Annotated in this window: 18 protein-coding genes and 1 pseudogene; 13 read left to right on the plus strand and 6 right to left on the minus strand. The window is 42.6% G+C overall.

Annotated elements, in window-relative coordinates; genetic code table 11:
• Positions 1-24: 24 nt before the first annotated feature.
• Positions 25-1,278 (minus strand): ATP-binding protein, encoded by a 1,254-nt coding sequence (locus D1970_RS02640; protein ID WP_119111333.1) that lies wholly within the window; start codon positions 1,276-1,278, stop codon positions 25-27.
• A gap of 242 nt (positions 1,279-1,520) precedes the next feature.
• Between D1970_RS02640 and D1970_RS02645 the strand changes: the two genes are divergently transcribed.
• The 3 genes from D1970_RS02645 (at position 1,521) to D1970_RS02655 (ending at position 4,834) form a co-directional block, all read left to right on the plus strand.
• Positions 1,521-3,302 (plus strand): TIGR04190 family B12-binding domain/radical SAM domain protein, encoded by a 1,782-nt coding sequence (locus D1970_RS02645; protein WP_119111334.1) that lies wholly within the window; start codon positions 1,521-1,523, stop codon positions 3,300-3,302.
• Between the two features lie 177 nt (positions 3,303-3,479).
• The gene (locus tag D1970_RS02650) at positions 3,480-3,956 is read left to right on the plus strand and encodes a GDSL-type esterase/lipase family protein (RefSeq protein ID WP_181213288.1); all 477 of its coding nucleotides are present in this window, start codon (positions 3,480-3,482) and stop codon (positions 3,954-3,956) included.
• 308 nt (positions 3,957-4,264) lie between these two features.
• Positions 4,265-4,834, plus strand: a complete 570-nt coding sequence (locus D1970_RS02655; RefSeq protein WP_119111336.1) for a M15 family metallopeptidase — start codon at positions 4,265-4,267, stop codon at positions 4,832-4,834.
• Positions 4,835-5,072: 238 nt separating this feature from the next.
• Here D1970_RS02655 and D1970_RS02660 read toward each other — a convergent pair whose 3' ends face one another.
• The 3 genes from D1970_RS02660 to D1970_RS02670 all read right to left on the minus strand — a co-directional run bounded on the left by D1970_RS02660 (position 5,073) and on the right by D1970_RS02670 (position 7,300).
• Positions 5,073-6,302, minus strand: a complete 1,230-nt coding sequence (locus D1970_RS02660; RefSeq protein ID WP_119111337.1) for an NAD(P)/FAD-dependent oxidoreductase — start codon at positions 6,300-6,302, stop codon at positions 5,073-5,075.
• A 252-nt stretch (positions 6,303-6,554) separates the two neighbouring features.
• Complete coding sequence (locus D1970_RS02665; protein WP_119111338.1) at positions 6,555-6,983, minus strand: pyridoxamine 5'-phosphate oxidase family protein; 429 nt, start codon at positions 6,981-6,983, stop codon at positions 6,555-6,557.
• Between the two features lie 80 nt (positions 6,984-7,063).
• Entirely contained in the window at positions 7,064-7,300 is a 237-nt protein-coding gene (locus D1970_RS02670) for a YczO family protein (protein ID WP_119111339.1), read from the minus strand.
• Between the two features lie 386 nt (positions 7,301-7,686).
• Between D1970_RS02670 and D1970_RS02680 the strand changes: the two genes are divergently transcribed.
• From D1970_RS02680 to tgl, 3 genes are all read left to right on the plus strand, one after another.
• A complete protein-coding gene (locus tag D1970_RS02680) occupies positions 7,687-8,499 on the plus strand; it encodes a cyanophycinase (protein ID WP_119111340.1) in 813 nt (270 codons plus the stop codon).
• Positions 8,496-11,120: a cyanophycin synthetase gene (gene cphA, locus D1970_RS02685; protein WP_119111341.1), complete on the plus strand. Its 2,625-nt coding sequence runs from the start codon at positions 8,496-8,498 to the stop codon at positions 11,118-11,120. Before D1970_RS02680 ends, cphA begins: the two co-directional genes overlap by 4 nt.
• A gap of 142 nt (positions 11,121-11,262) precedes the next feature.
• The gene (gene tgl / locus D1970_RS02690; protein WP_119111342.1) at positions 11,263-12,000 is read left to right on the plus strand and encodes a spore coat transglutaminase TGL; all 738 of its coding nucleotides are present in this window, start codon (positions 11,263-11,265) and stop codon (positions 11,998-12,000) included.
• On the opposite strand, the gene D1970_RS02695 is transcribed toward tgl, so the two are convergent.
• Positions 11,993-12,826, minus strand: coding sequence for a glycerophosphodiester phosphodiesterase (locus tag D1970_RS02695; RefSeq protein WP_119111343.1), 834 nt, complete (start codon positions 12,824-12,826; stop codon positions 11,993-11,995). The two genes, tgl and D1970_RS02695, sit on opposite strands and share 8 nt — an antisense overlap.
• Positions 12,827-13,025: 199 nt before the next feature.
• Between D1970_RS02695 and D1970_RS02700 the strand changes: the two genes are divergently transcribed.
• The 3 genes from D1970_RS02700 to D1970_RS02710 all read left to right on the plus strand — a co-directional run bounded on the left by D1970_RS02700 (position 13,026) and on the right by D1970_RS02710 (position 14,120).
• The gene (locus tag D1970_RS02700) at positions 13,026-13,130 is read left to right on the plus strand and encodes a YjcZ family sporulation protein (protein WP_119111344.1); all 105 of its coding nucleotides are present in this window, start codon (positions 13,026-13,028) and stop codon (positions 13,128-13,130) included.
• Between the two features lie 130 nt (positions 13,131-13,260).
• Positions 13,261-13,395 carry a sporulation protein YjcZ gene (gene yjcZ, locus D1970_RS02705; protein ID WP_119111345.1) on the plus strand — a complete coding sequence of 45 codons (135 nt, stop codon included), beginning with the start codon at positions 13,261-13,263 and terminating at the stop codon, positions 13,393-13,395.
• A gap of 146 nt (positions 13,396-13,541) precedes the next feature.
• Complete coding sequence (locus D1970_RS02710; RefSeq protein ID WP_119111346.1) at positions 13,542-14,120, plus strand: extracellular solute-binding protein; 579 nt, start codon at positions 13,542-13,544, stop codon at positions 14,118-14,120.
• Positions 14,121-14,244: 124 nt separating this feature from the next.
• On the opposite strand, the gene D1970_RS02715 is transcribed toward D1970_RS02710, so the two are convergent.
• Positions 14,245-14,676: a YkvA family protein gene (locus D1970_RS02715; RefSeq protein WP_119111347.1), complete on the minus strand. Its 432-nt coding sequence runs from the start codon at positions 14,674-14,676 to the stop codon at positions 14,245-14,247.
• A 312-nt stretch (positions 14,677-14,988) separates the two neighbouring features.
• Here D1970_RS02715 and D1970_RS02720 point away from each other — a divergent pair.
• The 4 genes and pseudogenes from D1970_RS02720 to D1970_RS02740 all read left to right on the plus strand — a co-directional run bounded on the left by D1970_RS02720 (position 14,989) and on the right by D1970_RS02740 (position 19,084).
• Positions 14,989-15,305: pseudogene (locus tag D1970_RS02720) on the plus strand (YugN family protein).
• Positions 15,306-15,521: 216 nt separating this feature from the next.
• Entirely contained in the window at positions 15,522-16,703 is a 1,182-nt protein-coding gene (locus D1970_RS02730; RefSeq protein WP_119111350.1) for an alanyl-tRNA editing protein, read from the plus strand.
• Positions 16,704-16,980: 277 nt separating this feature from the next.
• Positions 16,981-17,193, plus strand: coding sequence for a hypothetical protein (locus D1970_RS02735; protein WP_119111351.1), 213 nt, complete (start codon positions 16,981-16,983; stop codon positions 17,191-17,193).
• A gap of 313 nt (positions 17,194-17,506) precedes the next feature.
• Complete coding sequence (locus tag D1970_RS02740) at positions 17,507-19,084, plus strand: peptide chain release factor 3 (protein WP_119111352.1); 1,578 nt, start codon at positions 17,507-17,509, stop codon at positions 19,082-19,084.
• Positions 19,085-19,217: the final 133 nt, after the last annotated feature.

Genomic DNA, 19,217 nt, shown 5'->3' on the forward strand with positions numbered 1-19,217 from the left:
GAATCATATATGATTCTATAAAGCTTATAAACGATTATCTTTTCTTGAAGGAAAAGAGAAGTGGAAGGTGGTGCCACCACCGTTCCTGCTTTCCACTTTAAGCGTTCCCTTCATAGCCCTTACGATGCTGTAGACAACCATCATCCCGAGCCCTGTTCCTTTGCCCTCCTTTGTTGAATAATAAGGCTCACCCAGCCGTTCAAGCTGATCTTTTGTCATTCCAATGCCCGTATCGGCAACAAGGACTATGACACGGGATGGAGTGAACTGTGTTTCGATGGTCAGTCGTCCTCCAGAAGGCATGGCTTCAATTGCGTTTTTAAATACATTTAAAAAGCATTGTCGGAATTTTTGCCTGTCTCCCGCGATAAAACCCACGGCAGCAAAGTTGACTGATATTTCCACAGAGTTTTTGTTGGCCATAGGCTGAATGATGGCAAGGACATGGGATAATTCATGCTTTACATTTAATTCCTCGACTTCAGTCATTGCCGGCTTGGAAAAGGTCAAATAATCCTGGATGACTCTTTCTGCCGACTCCAGTTCTCCTTTTACTAATGAGAGATATTCCTTCGTTTTGGAAGTGTTCACGTTATCCTCCAGCAGCAGCTGTACGAAGCCATTGGCAGCTGTCAGCGGATTGCGAATTTCATGGGAAATGGCGGCGCCCATCTGCTCCACAACTTCCAGTTTTTTTGTTTTGATTAAATGTTTTCGAAGCAAAAGATTTTTTCTGACAAACTCGATTGAATAAGCAATTAAACATGTTCCAATCGGAAGGATAATCAAATAGGCAAGCCAGACCTCCAAACTATGGGAAACAGGCGTAGAGATTTCCAAAGAGATCATTGTCAATAGAGATGTAGCCGCGCAAAAACCCACCGCGAACTGTATCCGGAATTTAAGTTTTTGTTTTGAGAACCAAGGATATAACTTCCACAAAGCGAGACCAATGATAAAATATTGGAGGCATTGCAGAACAAAGCTAGTATCAAGGCCATATACTCCTCTTGCAACCATTGTAAAGAGTGCGAGCTGTGGGCCAAGACCTGCGTAGAGTCCGCCAAGAATGACCGGGATAAGTCCCATGTCCAAGTGGAGGGAACATGAAAGTTTAAAGGGGAATGCCAAACTAATGACGGTTCCTGCGATGTAAAAAAGTGCAATTCCCCTTCTGGAGAGGCTGATGGTATTTTGTCTTTCGGTCCACATGTGTGAAAAATACACATAAATCATCAATAATGAGAGATTAAATAATAAATGCCGTGTTATTTCCACATATTCACCGCCAAAGTGTTTTCTTAGAAAAATTTTACATGTTTATCGGCAATTCGACAATATCTTTTTAATATTCTTTCAAATGAAAATAAAAATGACAAAGATGTTAATGGATTGCGAAATTTGCCATTTCGCTGACACATAGGCAGTTATTATTCCAAGAGTGTTCACAAAAGCCCTCCTTAATCGTAGTATAGTAAATTTAGGGAATTTATTTCCTATCATTTTGAGAGGGTGATTGAATGATATACGACCTAGTACTTTTGCATCCACCAACGGTTTATGATTTTCGAAAGGAAATGGTTTTTACAGGGCCGATTAGCGATGTTGTCCCATCTTCTCCAGTCTTTGAAATGTATCCGATTGGCTTGACAAGCCTAGGGGATTATCTCGAAAGATTTGGCTTAAAGGTAAAAATCATCAATATTGCCAACCGGATGCTTCTTGACCCTGACTTTGATGTGGAGAAAAAACTAGGAAAGATACGCACGAAAGCATTCGGCATTGATTTGCATTGGCTGCCTCATGCGCATGGGAGCATTGAACTCTCTAAAATTGTGAAAAAGCTTCATCCCGATACACCAGTTATATTTGGGGGGCTGTCCTCAACTTATTTTCATAAGGAACTGATAGAATACCCGTCGGTCGATTTTGTCATGCGAGGGGATACAACTGAAAAACCTTTGCTCATGCTTCTTAATCGCCTTGAACAGAACAGAAATGAGTTTGAGGAGATCCCAAACCTGACATGGAAGAACGAAGGAAAGGCGTGTTACAACCCGCTTACATATGTTCCGGACAATCTGGATGAATTCGATTTCCCTGGCTACAAATATATAATCAGGTCTGTGTTTAAATACATGAACCTTCTGGATCCTCTTCCTTATAAAGGCTGGCTCCAATATCCGAATACAGCTCTTTTGACCTCAAAGGGCTGCACGTATAACTGCCTGATTTGCGGAGGGGGTAGGGATGCTTATGACCTGAACTGCAATAGGAAAAAAATCGTCATGAAGTCCCCGCAAAAACTGGTCGAAGACATTGCGTTCATTCAGCGCTTCAGCAGGGCGCCGATTTTTTTGCTGAATGATATTCGCCAGGGAGGCCCTGCCTATGTGGAGGAGTTTTTATCAGGTCTTGAAAAAATGGAAGTAAAGGATGAAATCGTCTTTGAGCTCTTCCAGTCAGCAGATGATGCATTTTTTGAGCGTCTGCATAAGGCGATTCCGAAGTACAGCATTGAACTCACATTGGAGTCTTCAGATGAAGAGCTACGGCGTATGAATGGAAAACTTCCATGTACGAACAAGAAGGTAATTGAGACATTAAAAAGTGCATTAAAAAATGGTTGCGCAAAAATCGATTTATTTTTTATGGTTGGTATTCCGGGCCAAACTTATGAAAGTGCCTTGAACAATATTGATTTTTGTGAAGAGATTCACAAAAAATGCGATGAAAGTTCAAAGATTTCTTATTTTGTAGCGCCTCTTTCACCATTCCTCGATCCAGGGAGCCCGGCATTTGAGAATCCGAACAAGTTTGGATATAAGAAAATTTATCATAAGCTTGAAGACTTCCGCCAAGCGATGCTGCAGCCATCATGGAAGTATATGCTAAGCTATGAAACGGAACAAATGACAAGGGATGGAATTGTAAAAGCTACCTACCATTCAGCAGCTAAATTGAATGAATTCAAGTCGAAATACGGATTGATTGAAGAAAAAGACTATCGTGAAATCAAACATAAAATTGAAAAATCACTGGAATTTATCGAAAGAATAGATCAAATTATCCTATTGCCTGAAGGTGAGCGTAGTGCTGCTCTTAAAATGATCCGGGAGGAAGTAGCTGATTTCAACAGGCATAGTATTTGCGGCAAGAATGAATTGAAGTGGGAAGTGAAAAAACGGTATGCGAATTTAGGGTCTTTGACAATGATTGGGCTGGAACTGCTGCTTGAGGAAATAGCAAGAGGTGTAAAGTGTCAGATTGGAACAGTCGACCGGCATAAAGTCACACTGTAATGTTTTTACAGCAATCCTTCCTGTCCTTTATTCCATTAGAAGGAGCCGGTGTTTCAACACCGTCCCTTAAAGGGGAAAAAAGGATTAAATGAAACAGAAAGGGTTTGCCATGAAAAAAAACATAAATTGATGATTATATTCGTATTTTTATTGTTGGGAGTGCTGGCGGCACGCACCGTGTATGAAAAAAAGGCTGCAAAAAGTGATAACGAACGGCTGATCATGGTATTCGGTGATTCTCTGACATACGGTTACGGAGATGAGAAAGGTTCCGGATATATTGACGCCCTTCAGACAAAACTGAATCAAAAGCATAAAGACGAAGTATTCCGGTATAAAAATGAAGGTATATACGGGCTTGAGTCATCGGGCATACTGAAGCAGCTTTCAGATGTGAGAATTAGCGAGCGGCTGGATGAGGCGGATTATGTGCTTGTCTTTATCGGTACAAATGACCTGATCAACAGCAATGGAGGGGATGTGAATCCGTTGAGGAGTGAAAGGATTGCTGCAGGAAAAAAAGTGTTCAATGAAAATCTGGACACCATTCTTGAATTAGTTAAAGCAGAGAATAGCTATGCTCCCATCCTGCTTCTGAGATTGTATAATCCCTATCCAGACGAACAGAAATATGAGCGTATTTTTGATCAATGAAATGAGGCTACTCTCTCCCTTGTGAAAGGCGATTCCCGGATTCATTATATCCAGACTAACGATTTATTTAAGGGGAAAGACAAAAAAACTTACTTCAGTGACTCCCTTCATCTAAACGATAGGGGATACGATAAAATTGCACAGAGAATAATGGAAGAAATTCATTTTGATTAAAACAGTTTCTACAACCCGTTTCAGTGAAGGTTAATGCCTGGCAGTTTTTTGCTGCCGGGCACTTTTGTGAAACCCTCCATGGGCAGTTTACGTAGTATAGTTTAAGAAAAGGCCGAATGAAAGGGATATTCAATATGAAATGGAAACAATCTTCAAAGCTGCTTACGTTTTTATTAATAGGGGCAGTAATCTTCCTGTATATAGAGTTTTTATATTCCACCCCTTCACCGGTAACCAAGGATGCTCCGCTGCCGGATGGCCTTCATCCAGAGGTTGCCGAAAAAGCAGAGGAGCTTGTTCAAAAAGCTGCGGATAAAGGAATTGTTATCGTTATTACGGATGATTTCAGAAGCTTCGAGGAGCAGGAACAGCTTTATGAGAAAGGAAGAACGGCGGATGGAAAGGTAGTTACCCATGCAAAGGGTGGAGAGTCTTTCCATAACTTCGGGCTTGCAATAGATTTTGCATTGCAATCAGGTAACGGGCAAACTCTCTGGGATATGGATTATGACGGGAATGGGAACAGCCAGTCGGACTGGATGGAGGTGGTCAGCATAGCGAAGTCACTTGGATTTGAATGGGGAGGAGATTGGATTCGATTTAAAGATTATCCTCACCTCCAAATGAATTTTGGGTTAAGCATTCGTGATCTCCAGAATGGGGAAAGGCCACCTGGTCAAACCGCAACAGCTGGAAACGGATAACCGGAATAACTTCATCTATATACAAATAAACAGGCCCCATTTGGGGCCTCAGATTGTAGAGTAACCCCCTATTTATTATTACTGATTTTGAAAATGGGAGTTTTTGAAGTTTTATTATCTCTCGGACCAATATATAGATATTAACCTAATAAACCACAATATATTGTAGTGTATTTATTTTAAAAAGCTGCCGAGACTTTCTCGACAGCCTAAGGCCCCATTTGGGGCCTGTTTTATTTTATTTATTTTCTTGTACGGCTACCTGGTGGTACGGTTTGCTTGTTTTGGCAAACTGCTTTAATACAAGAGAAGGTCCGCCAAGGACAAACAAATAGCGTGCTTCAATAACTTGTTTCATAAAAGCAGCAAACAGGCCGGATATTTTAAAGCCGAATACTTTTCCTACAGCAGCCATTGTTCCAATGGAGGCTACTGTGCCTTTATGATGGTATTCAAACGCTTTTTGCGCCTCTCCACGAATAGCTGCAACCAGGTTAGGTGCGCAAGTTTCTGCCTGTTGGATTGCAACCTGGGCTGTTGGAGGAAGAGAAGAAGTTTCATTCTTCTTGAAATAGGCAGCGTCACCGATGCAATATATATTTTCCGTTCCTGCAACCCTTAAATATTGGTCAACTTCAATCCGGCCCCTGTTGAGGGGAAGGCCAAGTGATTCAAGAATGACATTGCCTCTTACGCCGCCAGACCAGATTAGGGTTCTCGAAGGAACCTCTGATCCATTATCAAGCTTGATTGAAATGGCATTATACTCAAGGATTTTTGTGGAAGTCATTAGTTCAACACCATTCTTCTTCACAAATTTCGTTGTAAAATCGATTGCTTCTTTATCAAATCCAGGCAATACGCTTGGGGAGGCCTCAATATTTACGATCCTTGTCTTTTCAACAGGGACATCAAATTTTTTGCAAAGAGCAGGAATGGCTTCAATGAGTTCACCGACTAGTTCAACGCCAGTGAATCCTGCACCAGCGACTGCAAAGGTAAGGCGGGAAGGATCCTTGTCTTCTTTGTAGGCATCAAACTGTTTGATGATATGGTGGTAAATCGCTTTTGTTGTCTTAAAGCTTTTGATTTTAAAAGCATGTTCCTCAATTCCCGGGATACCGAACGTGTTGACATCGAATCCAAGGGCGATCAGCAGATAATCGTATGAAAGCTTCTCGCCGTTTTGAAGACCTACTTGGCGCTTTTCACAATCAACAGATTCTACTGTTGCTTTCTTGAAAGTAACCTTATTTGTTTTCAGCAAATCCGGGATGTTCATGGTGATTTTATCGTCCGCGGCGGTGCCGGCTCCAGTTTTATGCAGTTGTGTGGCAATATAATGGTATTCGTGCTTGTTGACGAGGGTAACTTCAGCCTCGCCGTTCTTTAACATTTTTTCAAGTTTCCTGCTCGCGATCAACCCGCCATATCCTCCGCCGAGAATGACTATCTTTGGTTTCCCCATGGTAAATCCCTCTTTCATGTATATAATGATTAGAATGTGAAAAGCTTCACATGAGACTCTAAAAAATAGAGAGCCTCAGCTCAAACTTTCGTTACATTGTTTTCTATCATTAGCTTACGACAAATAATATATCTGCGCAAGGATTTTCGGCACCAATTTTATTACAAAACTGGGGCGGAAACGGTTACTCGCGAGAAATTTTAATATTTTTAAAAAGGGAGCGCCAAACGGAAGCGCTTCCTTTTTCATCACTCATTCCATCTCTTTTAAATTTAAGGTTTTTGGCGCATCCTGATCGTTCATTAGCCGGATTGTTTCCGCCTGTATTTTCAAAACGATATAGTCAGGATCATCAGGACTCTTGATCCATTTTTCCATGTGCTCATTCCAGATTCTCGATTTTAAATCCTGGTCTTCCTTTATTTCTGCTGTCCCCTGTATTTCTACAAAGGCATCCCCCATTCCTTCTCCGAAATAGCCAAGAAGGATATGGACATTTGGATTTGTTTCGATCTCTTCAGTTTTGTAAGTGTCTTTTGTTGTTGGTGTGTAAAGAGTCAGCCCTTCATTGAGAAAGGTCATGTAGCGGGAATGAGGTTTATTGTTTTTAATAGTGGCGAGCGAGCCTACTCTATTTCCTTCAAGTACTGATAGAACTTTCTGTTTTAATGAATCATTCATGCGAATTCCTCCTTGCAAGTGATATGTTCCATTATTCCTTGTTTTGTAAAAAAACATGCCCTTGACCAAGGGCATGACAATTACAAGTTATTGTCGAAATCCATATTGTATTTTTTTTCAGAAGAGGACGTATCTTTTGAATGCCGCCCTTTCTTTTCTTCACGCTGCTCTTCCTTCAAATCCTCCAGCGGGATAGGGTCTACTGTTTGTTCTTCTTCAAACATCTCGTGAAGGGTTTTGTTGTCCGTTGTAAACTGCTCAGAGTTGTCCATTCCATTCTGGGCCTTTCTGTCTGTGTATTTTTCTTTTTCCTTCATCGGAAATCACCCCGTAATCCTAATTTTATAGAAATACACGAACGTATTAGCTGTTTGTTCTGTTTTCCTCCTGCGGCTTTTCTGGTTCACGTTCAGGTTCTATATCCTTGTTGCTGCTTTCTTTTTGGCTTGTTCCAACGAGTCGTTATTTTTTCCTTTTTTGGCACCCATATCTATACCTCCTCTTTTTATATGCTTATCCTTACCGTACCCGCTATACCCCGAATGAAAACTAGCTCATAATCGAACCATCTTTTAGGTATAAAGACAGACTGCAAGTGGCAAAACATAATGTAGTATTGATAAAATTGGCAGTTACTGGTTTGCGGTAGACTGTATCGCGATTAGATGAAATCAGAAGGAGCAGGAAAGGTGTCGTTATAAAAATGAAAACAGGGGATCTGCTGATCATTGGCGGCAATGAAGAAAAATGCAAAAAGGGAGACATCCTCGCAGCATTCATTAAGCTTTCTAAAAAAATGCCTGGCCCTGTAGGTATTCTGCCAGCCGCTTCAAAGATTCCGGAACAAGTGAGCAGCGATTATAAAAAGGTCTTCAGTTCGCTTGGTGCGGAGGATCTTATTGTTATAGATGCATCATCTAAGGCAAAGGCCGAGACACAATCAACTCTCGATGCTGTTTCAGAATTATCAGCACTTTTTATTACCGGCGGAGACCAAAAAAGGCTGTCCGATTTTATCAGAGGGACTTCCTTGCATCGTCTTCTAACAGAAAGGTGGAGATCGGGAATGCTGATAGGAGGAACAAGTGCGGGAGCATCAATCATGGGGAAGACAATGATTATTTATTCCGAGATGAAGAGTAATGATGACCACCTTTTCATAGAAATGGGCAAAGGCTTTGGGTTCGTCGACAGCCTTTTGATCGACCAGCATTTTTCCCAGCGTGGGCGATTTGGCCGTTTGATTGGGGCTGTTGCTGAAAATAAAGAACTGATGGGTATTGGAATAGATGAAAATACTGCCATTTTGGTAAGCGAAAATAAATTTAAAGTAATAGGAGAACATCAGGTATTTGTCATTGATGGAAACAGCGGCACTCTTGTCGATTCTGTAAAGACGGAAAGAGGCGGAGAAGAGATGACCATTACCGATTTTAAGCTGCATACACTAACCAGCGGCTACAGCTTTGATCTGACTTCTAGGAAAATACTGTCGGGGAAAGAGGAGCTTAAATGAAAATCAATCGTGTCAGATATTTGAGAGGACCGAACTACTTCAATTACAGGCCGATGATTTGGATTGAACTTGATCTCGAAGAACTTGAGTTTCAGCCTTCAAGTAAAATACCCGGGTTTGCCGATAAACTGTTGGAAATTCTTCCTGGATTGGCGAAGCATACTTGTTCAAGAGGGTATGAAGGAGGTTTTGCGGAGCGCCTTCGGGAAGGTACTTGGATGGGGCATATTCTGGAGCATATGGCGATCGAGCTGCAGATAATGGCAGGGATAGATGTAAAGCATGGCAAAACCATTACTGGCGGCGAAAAAGGCATATATTACGTTACGTATGAATATAAGGAACAAAAATCCGGCTTTTTGGCATTTGAGTTAGCAATGGACATTGCTGGCAAAATATTAAAAAGTGGAAAAGCTGCCCCGGATATATCAGGCAGTGTCGCAACTCTGGGCACTGCGTATTATGAAAATAAGCTCGGGCCAAGCACTGAGGCAATTTACGAGGCTGCATTGGCCATGAAAATCCCTGCTGAAAGGGTTAGAAAAGACAGCCTTCTAAGACTTGGCACCGGCTCAAAACAGAAGTGGGTCCAAGCAACCATCACAAGTGAGACCCCCTTTTTGGCAGTGGAAAATTCATGTGACAAACAAGCAACCAAGGACATCCTTCAAAGCTGCGGTCTCCCTGTTCCAAAAGGCGAAGCAGTGACTGAGTTGAGTGGAATATTCAAGGCATCCAAAAGCATTGGCTATCCTCTTGTTGTTAAACCGTTGAGCGGCAGGCAGGGACAGGGCGTGATTACGAACATCATGAACAGGGATGAACTGTTTAATGTCGTTAATTGCCTGGACAAACATGTGAAAGATTACATTGTTGAAAAGTATTATGAAGGCAATGATTACCGCCTTTTGGTTGTAGGAAAAAAACTGGCGGCGGCGAGCATGAGAATACCCCCGTTTATCATCGGAAATGGACAAGACAGCATCCGGAAACTGATTGCCATTGAGAATACAAATCCGCTGCGGGGGGAAGGGCATGAAAAGCCTATGACAAAAATCCCACTGAATTACACTGTTTCGTGTTTTCTCGAGAAGTTCGATCTTTCGCTAGATTCAATCCCAGAGAAAGGACAGGTCGTCCAAGTGGTAGGCAACGCCAATCTCTCGACAGGTGGCCAGGCAATCGATGTTACGGAAGAAGTCCATCCTGAAGTGGCTGAAATTGCTGTGAATGCAGCCATGGCGGTAGGTCTTGATGTAGCTGGGATTGATTTTATCAGCAAGGATATTTCCAAGCCTTTCGATCCAGCCAATTCTGTGATTATTGAAGTTAACGCGGCACCTGGCATCAGAATGCACCATTATCCTAGCAAAGGGAAAAGTCGTAACGCTGGAAAAGCAATTGTCGAACATTTGTTTAACAGCAGAGGAGAAGCGGCAATACCAGTCATCGCGGTGACCGGGACTAATGGAAAGACAACAACTACAAGGCTAATCAAGCACTTACTCGAAGGCCCTGGAAAAACAATTGGAATGACGAATTCGGACGGAGTCTATATCGGGAACCGCTGCATCGATGAAGGTGATTGCAGCGGGCCAATCAGTGCGCGGAAAGTTCTTGCAAACCCCGCTGTTGATCTTGCTGTTCTTGAGACAGCCCGGGGCGGGATGCTGCGTGAAGGGCTTGCTTTCCGGCACTGTGATGCTGCAGTTGTTACCAATGTGGACGAGGATCACCTCGGTTTGGATGGAATTGATACATTTGGACAGCTTGTTAAGTTAAAGCGCTTAATCACTGAGGTGGTAATTGACGAAGGGCACAGTATCTTGAATGCCGATGATCCGGAAGTGGCCAAAATGGCGGAATATACGAAAGGTCAGGTTATTTTCACTTCATTGAACGAAAAAAATGAACATATTCAACAGTCCATTACCAATGGAAATCCGGCCTGGTTTTTAAATGATGACGGATGGATAATTCACGCTGAAATTGGAGGGGAACTGGTTCGGTTTCTGCCTGCGGCTGAAATTCCTGTTACAATTGAAGGAAGTGCACGCCACAATATTGCTAATCTCCTTCAGGCACTTGCAGCGGCAAAATCTCAGGGAGCGGAACTTGAAATTCTTAAAGAAAAGTCGCTGACTTTTATTCCGGACTTTCGTTATTCAAAAGGACGCTTTAATATACTTGAAATAAAGGGCAGAAATGTAATTGTTGATTATGCCCATAACATCGCCGGACTCCAAGCTGTTTTCGGTACAGTGGCAGCACTGAAAAAAAACAGGCTGCTTACGGTCCTTTCCGCGCCGGGTGACAGGCTAGACAGCGATATTATGGAAATGGGAAAAATATCAGCTAGTCAAACTGATTTGTTCGTGATCAAGGAGGATAGTGATTTAAGGGGACGAAAACCGCTTGAGGCCGCTTTTCTTCTCGAGAAAGCCGCGCTTCACTATATTCAGCGTGAAAAAATACATATCGTCCCGGAAGAGCTTGAAGCTTTCCGTAAGGCCTGGGAATTATCGGTGCCGGGAGATACACTATTGCTTCTATATGAGGAGTTTACAAAGGTTAAGGAATTCATTGCAGCAACAGACAGTAAAACAAGCATTGACCGTTAAAAATCACCTTTTTATTGCCCGGCTGACCTTTCCGCCGGGTTTTTCTTTGGACTCAAAAAGTAAATCGGAAAACTTCTAATAGCCGATCCATGTTCATACTTTCTAAAAAGGACCATCCAAATGGGAGGGATCTTAAGGAGCAATGATCACATTCGATGGAAACCAGCAAGGAATCGATTCTGGCAAACTAAGAGGGAGTGAACTCATTATTTATCGTTCCCTTGAAACTGCCCGTCATGTGTTTATATACCAATCAGCTGGAGAGTTGATGTTCGATATTGTGTTAAGAAAAAATATCATTGAGTCATCCAGGAACATGCTGGCCAGCGGAGCGGCATTTACTTCTTTCCAATACTCTTCCTTCAATCCTGCGTTCTGGTCGCGTACTGACAGCGGATATCTCTTAAGGCCTGATGTGTTGCCGTCAGACGCTGTCAGGGATGTATACATCAACGGAAAGTCTTATGGCTTTGAGTGTTCGACTGCAATGGTGCTGATATTCTACAAAGCTGTATTGGAATCGATCAGGGAGTCGGACTTCAATTATTTGTTCGGCGGATTGCTTGTTTGGAATTGGCACCACGACCCTGATCTTGCTATCATAACAATGCCAGGAACCGAGTTCATTCCTGGTGATGTGATTTATTTTAATAATCCTGAATTTAAAGAGTCCATCTGGAGGGGAGAAAATGCCGTCCTACTTGAAAATGGGCAATTTTATGGGCATGGAGTCGGGATTGCCTCGGCAAGCGAAATAATAGCCGGCTTAAATTCATTAAGAAGGGAAGGCGCTGTAATAAGTGCCTACATGCTGGACCAGCACAGCAGGTTAAATACACGGTACCTATACCGTTTTTCTAACTATGGTTCCACTATTTAAGGCTGCTGTCATGAACGTCAACGAAATCTGTCACCACGCCGTCCAATCCAGTATTTGCTAGCTCTTCAGCGGTTTGTCTGTCCTGTGCTGTCCATCCAATTACTTTTAAGCTGTGTTTTTGGGCTTTTTTGACGAGTGATGCGTTGACCATTGTAACCTTTGGATTAAGATATTGGGCAAATTGAGATATGGCCTTGCACTCTCTTTCCAGAATTCCATAAGGCCTGTGCCGGACTAAAACACCGACAGGAATTGAGGGAAGGAGTTTTTTTATTTTCATTAGAGAGGCTTTGTCAAACGACTGGATGATGATTCTATCCTTGCCGAGTTGATGGAGCCTTAGTTTTATCAGTTCTGCTGCAACCTTTTCCTCTATTCCTGGATACAGGGAGGGTTTTTTTAATTCAATCAGGAATCCTGCCTTGCAGCTGTACCTTTCGAGCACTTCAGAAAAAGAAGGGATTTTTTCGCCTTTAAACCGGGGATGAAACCAGCTACCTGCATCAAGCTTTCGAATTTCCTCAAAAGAGAGGCTGCCGACCTTTCCTTTTCCATTCGTTGTCCGATCTACTGTCACGTCATGGATAACGACAAGCTTTCCATCGCTTGTTTCCTGGACATCGAATTCCAAATAGTGGGCGCCTTTCTCCAAGGCCTTGTCAAAAGAGATGATTGTGTTTTCCGGGCAGAGTCCGGCGGCACCTCTATGACCAATCAGTGTTGGAGGACCGTATTTTCTCATTATTCGGGTGTCTGTGATTTGTCCAGGAATTCGAGCGTTACATATAGAGCCCAGAATTGAAGTAATCCAGTGTAACTTTTTCAATGATTTTCACCTCCTCAGTTTAACTTCTTTGTATTATGGTCTATCCTTCCTGGTTGGTCAATAAGTATTCGATTCGGCCGCATGCATCGTTCATTTATGAACCTTCCCAAGAATAGGCGAATTTTTTTTAAGCTTTTTATTGCACAAATAGCCCCTTCTGAATAGGATATATTGAAATTCGAAAAGGAGGTAATTATAAATGGCTGACGGTTGCGGACATGGCGGAGGTTTCGCCCTTCTGGTTGTGTTGTTCATTCTGCTTATTATTATCGGTGCTTCTTGGGGTTGCGGCGGTTTCTGCTGATTAGACTCCTGAAAAACAGCAAGTAATTGCCTTTTAGCAGGAAATTCAGTTTTTCGGGTTTCCTGCATGAGGGCTGTATATTTTTAAAAAAATGGAATTAGTCTTTATCCTGAAAGAAGGAGGAAACAATATGGGATATGGATACGGCGGAGGCTATGGCTTCGGTGGCGGCGGCTTCGGAGGTTGTGGAATAGGGAACTGCTTTGTGCTGATTGTAGTCCTGTTCATTCTCCTGATCATTGTAGGCTGTGCCTGCTTCAACTAAAAATAGATGGCGGCAGGATTTATTCCTGCCGTTTTTTCGTGTAGGTGTTTTACTCAGGAATCCAACCAGGTTTCACCTCTTCGGTAAGAGGGTAGTGGTTTATTTGTGTCTAAATCGACTTTAATACATATGCTGGAGAGGATTTTATGAAAAAGGGACAATTAATTTTGGCTGGTACCATCATCTTCCTCGGTGTGCTGACAGGCTGCGGCGAAGATGGTAAACAGGCTGAAAAAGAAAAAACAAAAGACGGGAGGACAATCGTAGAATTCTGGTCTTTTTGGGGATCTGAGACAAGAGGTCCTGTTATTGAAAAGATCATAAAAGATTTTAATGATTCCCAGGACCAAGTCTTTGTGAAGCACACTTTCCTCCCATGGGGAGACATATGGACTAAGAACTTAGCTTCGGTTAAAGCAGGCAATCCTGGTGATGTGATTATCAATGATATCAATTCGGTTGCTCTAAGAGCAGAAAATAAACAAGTTGAAGATTTAAGCAAATATCTTGATAATACTTTCCAGGAAAGGTTTTATCCAAACCTCTGGGAAACGGTACTTCATGATAGTAAGCCTTATGCAGTACCGTTCAATACCGATACACGCCTGTTATTTTACAATAAAACAGCGTTCAGGGAAGCAGGGCTGGATCCCAATAAGCCGCCGGAAACATGGACAGAACTAGAGCACTTTGCTAAAAAGCTTGATGATATAAAGCAGAAATGAATAGCCATAACTCTTTGAAGAGGGAAGGGAATCCTTCTCTCTTTGCTTTACGTATTACTTTTTAACATATAGAAGGTTTTAATGTTTCTTCCAAAAAAAGATTGAAAATACATGCCCCGGATGATTACTTTGTTACAGGACCATCCGGGCTGTCAATAATCTTGTTGGTTTCTTCTTTCCAGTGACTGTAATCCAGAAGTTCAGCAGACAGTTGTTTTAATACAAAGCTTAGTACGGCAACATCATCAATAATCCCAATTCCTACAAGGAAATCCGGGACTATGTCAATAGGAGAAACAAAATAAATAATAGCAGCAATCACAGTCACAAGCGTCTTTGCTGATATTTTTTTATATTCTCCTTTTCTCCAGGACCGGATAAGGTCAAATAGAAGAATGAGATTTGACCAGATTTCTGAAAGCGAACTTTTTCTTCGAAAAGCTTTTTGTTGGGCAGCTTTTAAGAGCCGATCTGCCCGTTCTGGGTTTTTTAGGTAGTCGTTCGCGTGATTCTCATATTTTTTATAGCCTATTTCATACTTTTTCCTTCCCAACATTCTTACCCCTCCTATTTATATGCTCAGGAACGTTCCATGATTGTTTGTACCCTTTTGTCCCAGTCCATAAAACACACATGGAATCTTGGCAAAAGGAGTTTCTTTATTTTTCCCCATTGCTAACGAAAATAGCATCGTTATTATAAACGATTGGGTCACAGATGGGATCGAGTGCTGGACTATGGCGAATGAAGCGGCCAGGCATTGTTTGAAACAAGGAACATGGTGGAAAAAGGCTGATATATAAACAGTTCCGGCAGCCTGCATATAAATAAGTACAGGACGGATATCAAGCGAAATGAGGTAGGTATGATGATCCGGATTGAATCGAGCATTGAGGGCAAACAGTTTACACTTGGCGGACTGAAGGAAGTACTTGAGCCGATGGGCTTCACTGTAGGCGGTAACTGGGAATATGATCATGCATATTTCGATTTTAAAATTGATGATGAGCACGGAGATCAGCAGTATTTACGATCCCGGTTAAAGCACTTGACGGGGATTTGGAGAAGGACAGCTTACGCGTGCTGATTGGAACGCCATTTTTGTTAGATCATCAATTTAAGACAGAAGTTGATGAGGAAGGGAATATCGGAAACGTTTCGGCATCCTTGAATCAATTCAAATGACCTGAAGATGAGGATGCACCATTTCCAAAGAGGTATATGGGAATGGTGAGAGATCTAGTTGCTGAAATGGAGAAAGCTTTAGCTGGAAAAGATGTGGTCTAGATCCGAAAGGCAGTCTGGTTAGCCAGGGCTGCCTTTTTCTTGGTGATGCGGAGTGGTATACTGGGGAAGAAAATACATAGTTGAATATTTAAAAAACGGAGTGTGAACAGGAGAATGGAACACAAGCTCTTTTATAAGAATCCGTATATGACTCGATTTAAATCGGAAGCAGTCTCCACTGGCAAAGATGAATCCGGGAGAAGCTACGCTGTATTGAAGGAAACCGCCTTTTATCCAACAGGCGGTGGGCAGCCGTTTGATACAGGAACACTTAATGGTGTAACAGTCACGGATGTGGAAGAAGTGGACGGGGAAATCCGCCACTACTTAACTGCGCCGATGGCAGAAAGGGAAGTTGAAGGGGAAATAGACTGGGCGAGAAGGTTCGACCACATGCAGCAGCATTCTGGCCAGCACATTCTTTCCGCCGCATTTGAAGACTTGTTTGACAGCCAGACTGTCGGGTTCCATCTTGGCAGTGAAACAGTTACCATTGACCTTGACCGGGAAGAGCTGACAGAGGAAGAAGCGGAGGAGGCCGAGAAGCTGTCAAACAGGATTGTGGCTGAGAATAGGCCGATTATTGCTAAACGGGTCAGCCCGGAGGAAGCGGCACAATATCCTCTCAGAAAAGAGCTTTCTGTTGCGGAGGACATCAGGTTGGTCATCATCCCGGATTTTGATTACGGGGGCTGCGGAGGAACACATCCTAAGAGCACCGGAGAAACTGGGCCTATCAAAATATTGGGCTGGGAAAGGCAAAGGAAAAAAATCCGCCTTGAGTTTGTATGCGGCCAGCGCGTTCTTGCCCAGCTTCATCAAAAGCAAAAAATCATCCGTGATTTGACTGGTATTTTGAACGCACCGGAACTTCAATTGTCCGATGCCGCACGAAAGCTTGTACTTGGAGGGAAAACCCAGGAGAAAGTGCTGGAAGAATTGCGGGGCATACTGCTTACATATGAGGCAGCAGACCTTGTTGCCGAAAACAATGGGCACGTAATTTCTCGAGTTTTTCAAGACAGGACAATCAAGGAACTGCAGAAGCTTGCCAGATATGTAATAGGGGAGAAAGAAGAGGCAGTAGTATTGTTTGTCAGTGAAAATGGAGACCAACTACAAATTGTGTGCGGAAAAGGTCCAAAGAGTAACGGTAATATGAAAAATATCCTAATGGGAGTTCTGCCGCTGATTGAAGGAAAAGGCGGGGGAAGCGAGACTTTTGCACAGGGTGGAGGCAGGGCTGTCATGTCTGGACAGGCATTGCTGGGGCATATGCATGCAGGCGTCCAATAAAAAGCGTACGCGGTAGTTCATACAGGTGTTGCTTGTTGTAAATTGAATATTCGGAAATACGAACAACTATTGAACAAAAATATAACTTCCGCGCTGATTTATCTGGTGCTTTTGGTATGCTTTTAAGCATAATTCATGATCATTCGGCAGTTTTCATTTGCTTTATGGTGATTTCCCTAAGAGTGCTGGTTAGATAACGCTAATATTGAATTTATTACCATATAAAATTCTCTGATTCTCCCTCATAATGAGAAAAAGGAAAAGGGGGAATTAGAGAATGTTTGCAATGGAAAAAGGCTCTATGGATGAAGTGTTGATGATCCTCCAGGATATTGGCTTGCAAATCAATGACTATGAAAAATCCAATTCCATGATTTCTGTCAAGACCTTTAAAGAGCTCCTTGAGTTTAGTATTTCTATCGCCCGTCGTACAAATGAGGTTTCTGAGACAATAGATGAATTGATTGAAGACATAGAGAAGCAAATATAAATAAAAACGGCAGCCTGATATTGGGAATCAGGCTGCCGCTTTTATTTGGCTGAAACATAAAGGGAATGGCAGTTTTTGTTTTCAGACTCAAATCGGTGCCCTGCTGTGATTTTTTCAGCTTTTTGAGCAATTATTAAAATAAATGGAGGCAAAAGCTGATTGCAAACTTTCTTCTGGGAGGATAAGATTGAAGTTATGAGGTTTTTTCTGCTGAAGCAGAGTTCATATATATAAGGGATAGGTCGCAAAGACTGTGGCAATTTTTCAAGGCTGTATATTGGATGTCCCTTTATAAAGAAAGGACTAGAACAAAATGAAAAAATTAAATGAAGAAGTATTGTCCCGGCGGACTTTTGCTATTATTTCCCACCCGGACGCTGGAAAAACAACACTGACGGAAAAACTCCTGCTGTTTGGGGGAGCAATCCGTGATGCTGGTACAGTAAAAGCAAAGAAGACTGGAAAGTTTGCTACTAGTGACTGGATGGAAATTGAAAAGCAGCGTGGAATTTCGGTCACTTCCTCTGTCATGCAATTCGATTATGATGGTTTCCGCGTTAATATCCTTGATACTCCCGGTCACCAGGATTTCAGTGAAGACACATACCGCACATTGACAGCTGTAGACAGCGCCGTCATGATTATCGACTCGGCTAAAGGGATTGAGGAGCAAACATTGAAGCTTTTCAAAGTCTGCCGGATGAGAGGTATTCCGATTTTTACTTTTATCAACAAGCTTGACAGACAGGGGAAATCCCCGCTGGAACTCCTTGCTGAACTTGAAGAAGTAATGGGGATCGAATCATATCCGATGAACTGGCCAATTGGAATGGGTAAGGAGTTTCTTGGCATTTATGACAGATTCCACAATCGCGTTGAGCAGTTCCGCGTCGAAGAGGATGAGCGGTTTATCAGCCTGACTGAGGACGGAGAAATTGCTGGCGACCATAAGCTTAAAGAAAACTCTCTATATGATCAAATGCTTGAAGAAATCATGCTGCTGAATGAGGCAGGAAATGAATTCTCCGAGGAGCGCATCAACAATGGTGAACTTACACCAGTGTTTTTTGGCAGTGCACTGACGAATTTCGGTGTGCAGACATTCCTTGAGGCTTATTTGAAGTTTGCACCGGAGCCGCAGCCAAGAAATAGCACCTCTGGCCCTGTGGACCCGCTGTCGGAGGATTTTTCAGGCTTTGTTTTTAAAATCCAGGCAAATATGAATCCGGCCCATCGTGACCGGATCGCTTTCCTCAGAATCTGCTCTGGAAGCTTTGAAAGGGGTATGTCTGTCACTCTTTCAAGGACAGGTAAACCAATCAAGCTTGCACAGTCCACACAGTTTATGGCTGATGACAGGAGTACAGTTGACGAAGCAGTTGCCGGAGATATCATCGGGCTTTATGATCCAGGTGTATATCAGATTGGCGATACGATCGTTTCAGAAAAGGAACTCTTCCATTATGAGAAGCTTCCGCAATTTACACCTGAACTGTTTGTGAGAGTAACAGCCAAAAATGTGATGAAACAAAAACACTTTCATAAAGGAATTCAGCAGCTTGTACAGGAAGGGGCCATCCAGCTGTTCAAAACAGTCAAGACAGATGAATACCTTCTTGGTGCGGTAGGCCAGCTGCAATTTGAAGTGTTCGAGCACAGGATGAAAAATGAGTACAACGTTGAAGTAATCATGGAAAGAGTAGGCAGCAAAATTGCCCGTTGGATCGAAAACGATGAAATCAATGATAATCTGTCCAGCTCCAGAAGCCTGCTTGTTAAGGACCGCTTTGACAAAAAAGCCTTCCTCTTTGAGAACGAATTTGCATTAAGATGGTTTCAAGACAAAAACCCTGAAGTCAAACTCTACAACCCAATGGACATGCAGCAATAAAACGTTAAAGCACTGCACCACCCCAGCGTGCCTGACCCCCGGCGCGGTGATTTGTTAAAGCACAGCGTAAGGTATGGAAACCGAAATGGTCTCCATACCTTTTTTCTTTTCTGAAAAGGCTAGCTTTGGTTAA

Source organism: Mesobacillus zeae (assembly GCF_003570705.1).
Taxonomy (GTDB): Bacteria; Bacillota; Bacilli; order Bacillales; family Cytobacillaceae; genus Mesobacillus_C; species Mesobacillus_C zeae.

Bases quoted from the DNA above. Each gene is read 5' to 3' on its own strand.
- D1970_RS02710 (WP_119111346.1), top strand. From the start codon at position 13,542: ATGAAAAAGGGACAATTAATTTTGGCTGGTACCATCATCTTCCTCGGT.
- D1970_RS02700 (WP_119111344.1), top strand. From the start codon at position 13,026: ATGGCTGACGGTTGCGGACATGGCGGAGGTTTCGCCCTTCTGGTTGTG.
- D1970_RS02735 (WP_119111351.1), top strand. From the start codon at position 16,981: ATGTTTGCAATGGAAAAAGGCTCTATGGATGAAGTGTTGATGATCCTC.
- D1970_RS02670 (WP_119111339.1), bottom strand. From the start codon at position 7,300: ATGAAGGAAAAAGAAAAATACACAGACAGAAAGGCCCAGAATGGAATG.
- tgl (WP_119111342.1), top strand. From the start codon at position 11,263: ATGATCACATTCGATGGAAACCAGCAAGGAATCGATTCTGGCAAACTA.
- D1970_RS02715 (WP_119111347.1), bottom strand. From the start codon at position 14,676: ATGTTGGGAAGGAAAAAGTATGAAATAGGCTATAAAAAATATGAGAAT.
- D1970_RS02665 (WP_119111338.1), bottom strand. From the start codon at position 6,983: ATGAATGATTCATTAAAACAGAAAGTTCTATCAGTACTTGAAGGAAAT.
- cphA (WP_119111341.1), top strand. From the start codon at position 8,496: ATGAAAATCAATCGTGTCAGATATTTGAGAGGACCGAACTACTTCAAT.
- D1970_RS02680 (WP_119111340.1), top strand. From the start codon at position 7,687: ATGAAAACAGGGGATCTGCTGATCATTGGCGGCAATGAAGAAAAATGC.
- yjcZ (WP_119111345.1), top strand. From the start codon at position 13,261: ATGGGATATGGATACGGCGGAGGCTATGGCTTCGGTGGCGGCGGCTTC.
- D1970_RS02660 (WP_119111337.1), bottom strand. From the start codon at position 6,302: ATGGGGAAACCAAAGATAGTCATTCTCGGCGGAGGATATGGCGGGTTG.
- D1970_RS02655 (WP_119111336.1), top strand. From the start codon at position 4,265: ATGAAATGGAAACAATCTTCAAAGCTGCTTACGTTTTTATTAATAGGG.
- D1970_RS02645 (WP_119111334.1), top strand. From the start codon at position 1,521: ATGATATACGACCTAGTACTTTTGCATCCACCAACGGTTTATGATTTT.
- D1970_RS02730 (WP_119111350.1), top strand. From the start codon at position 15,522: ATGGAACACAAGCTCTTTTATAAGAATCCGTATATGACTCGATTTAAA.
- D1970_RS02740 (WP_119111352.1), top strand. From the start codon at position 17,507: ATGAAAAAATTAAATGAAGAAGTATTGTCCCGGCGGACTTTTGCTATT.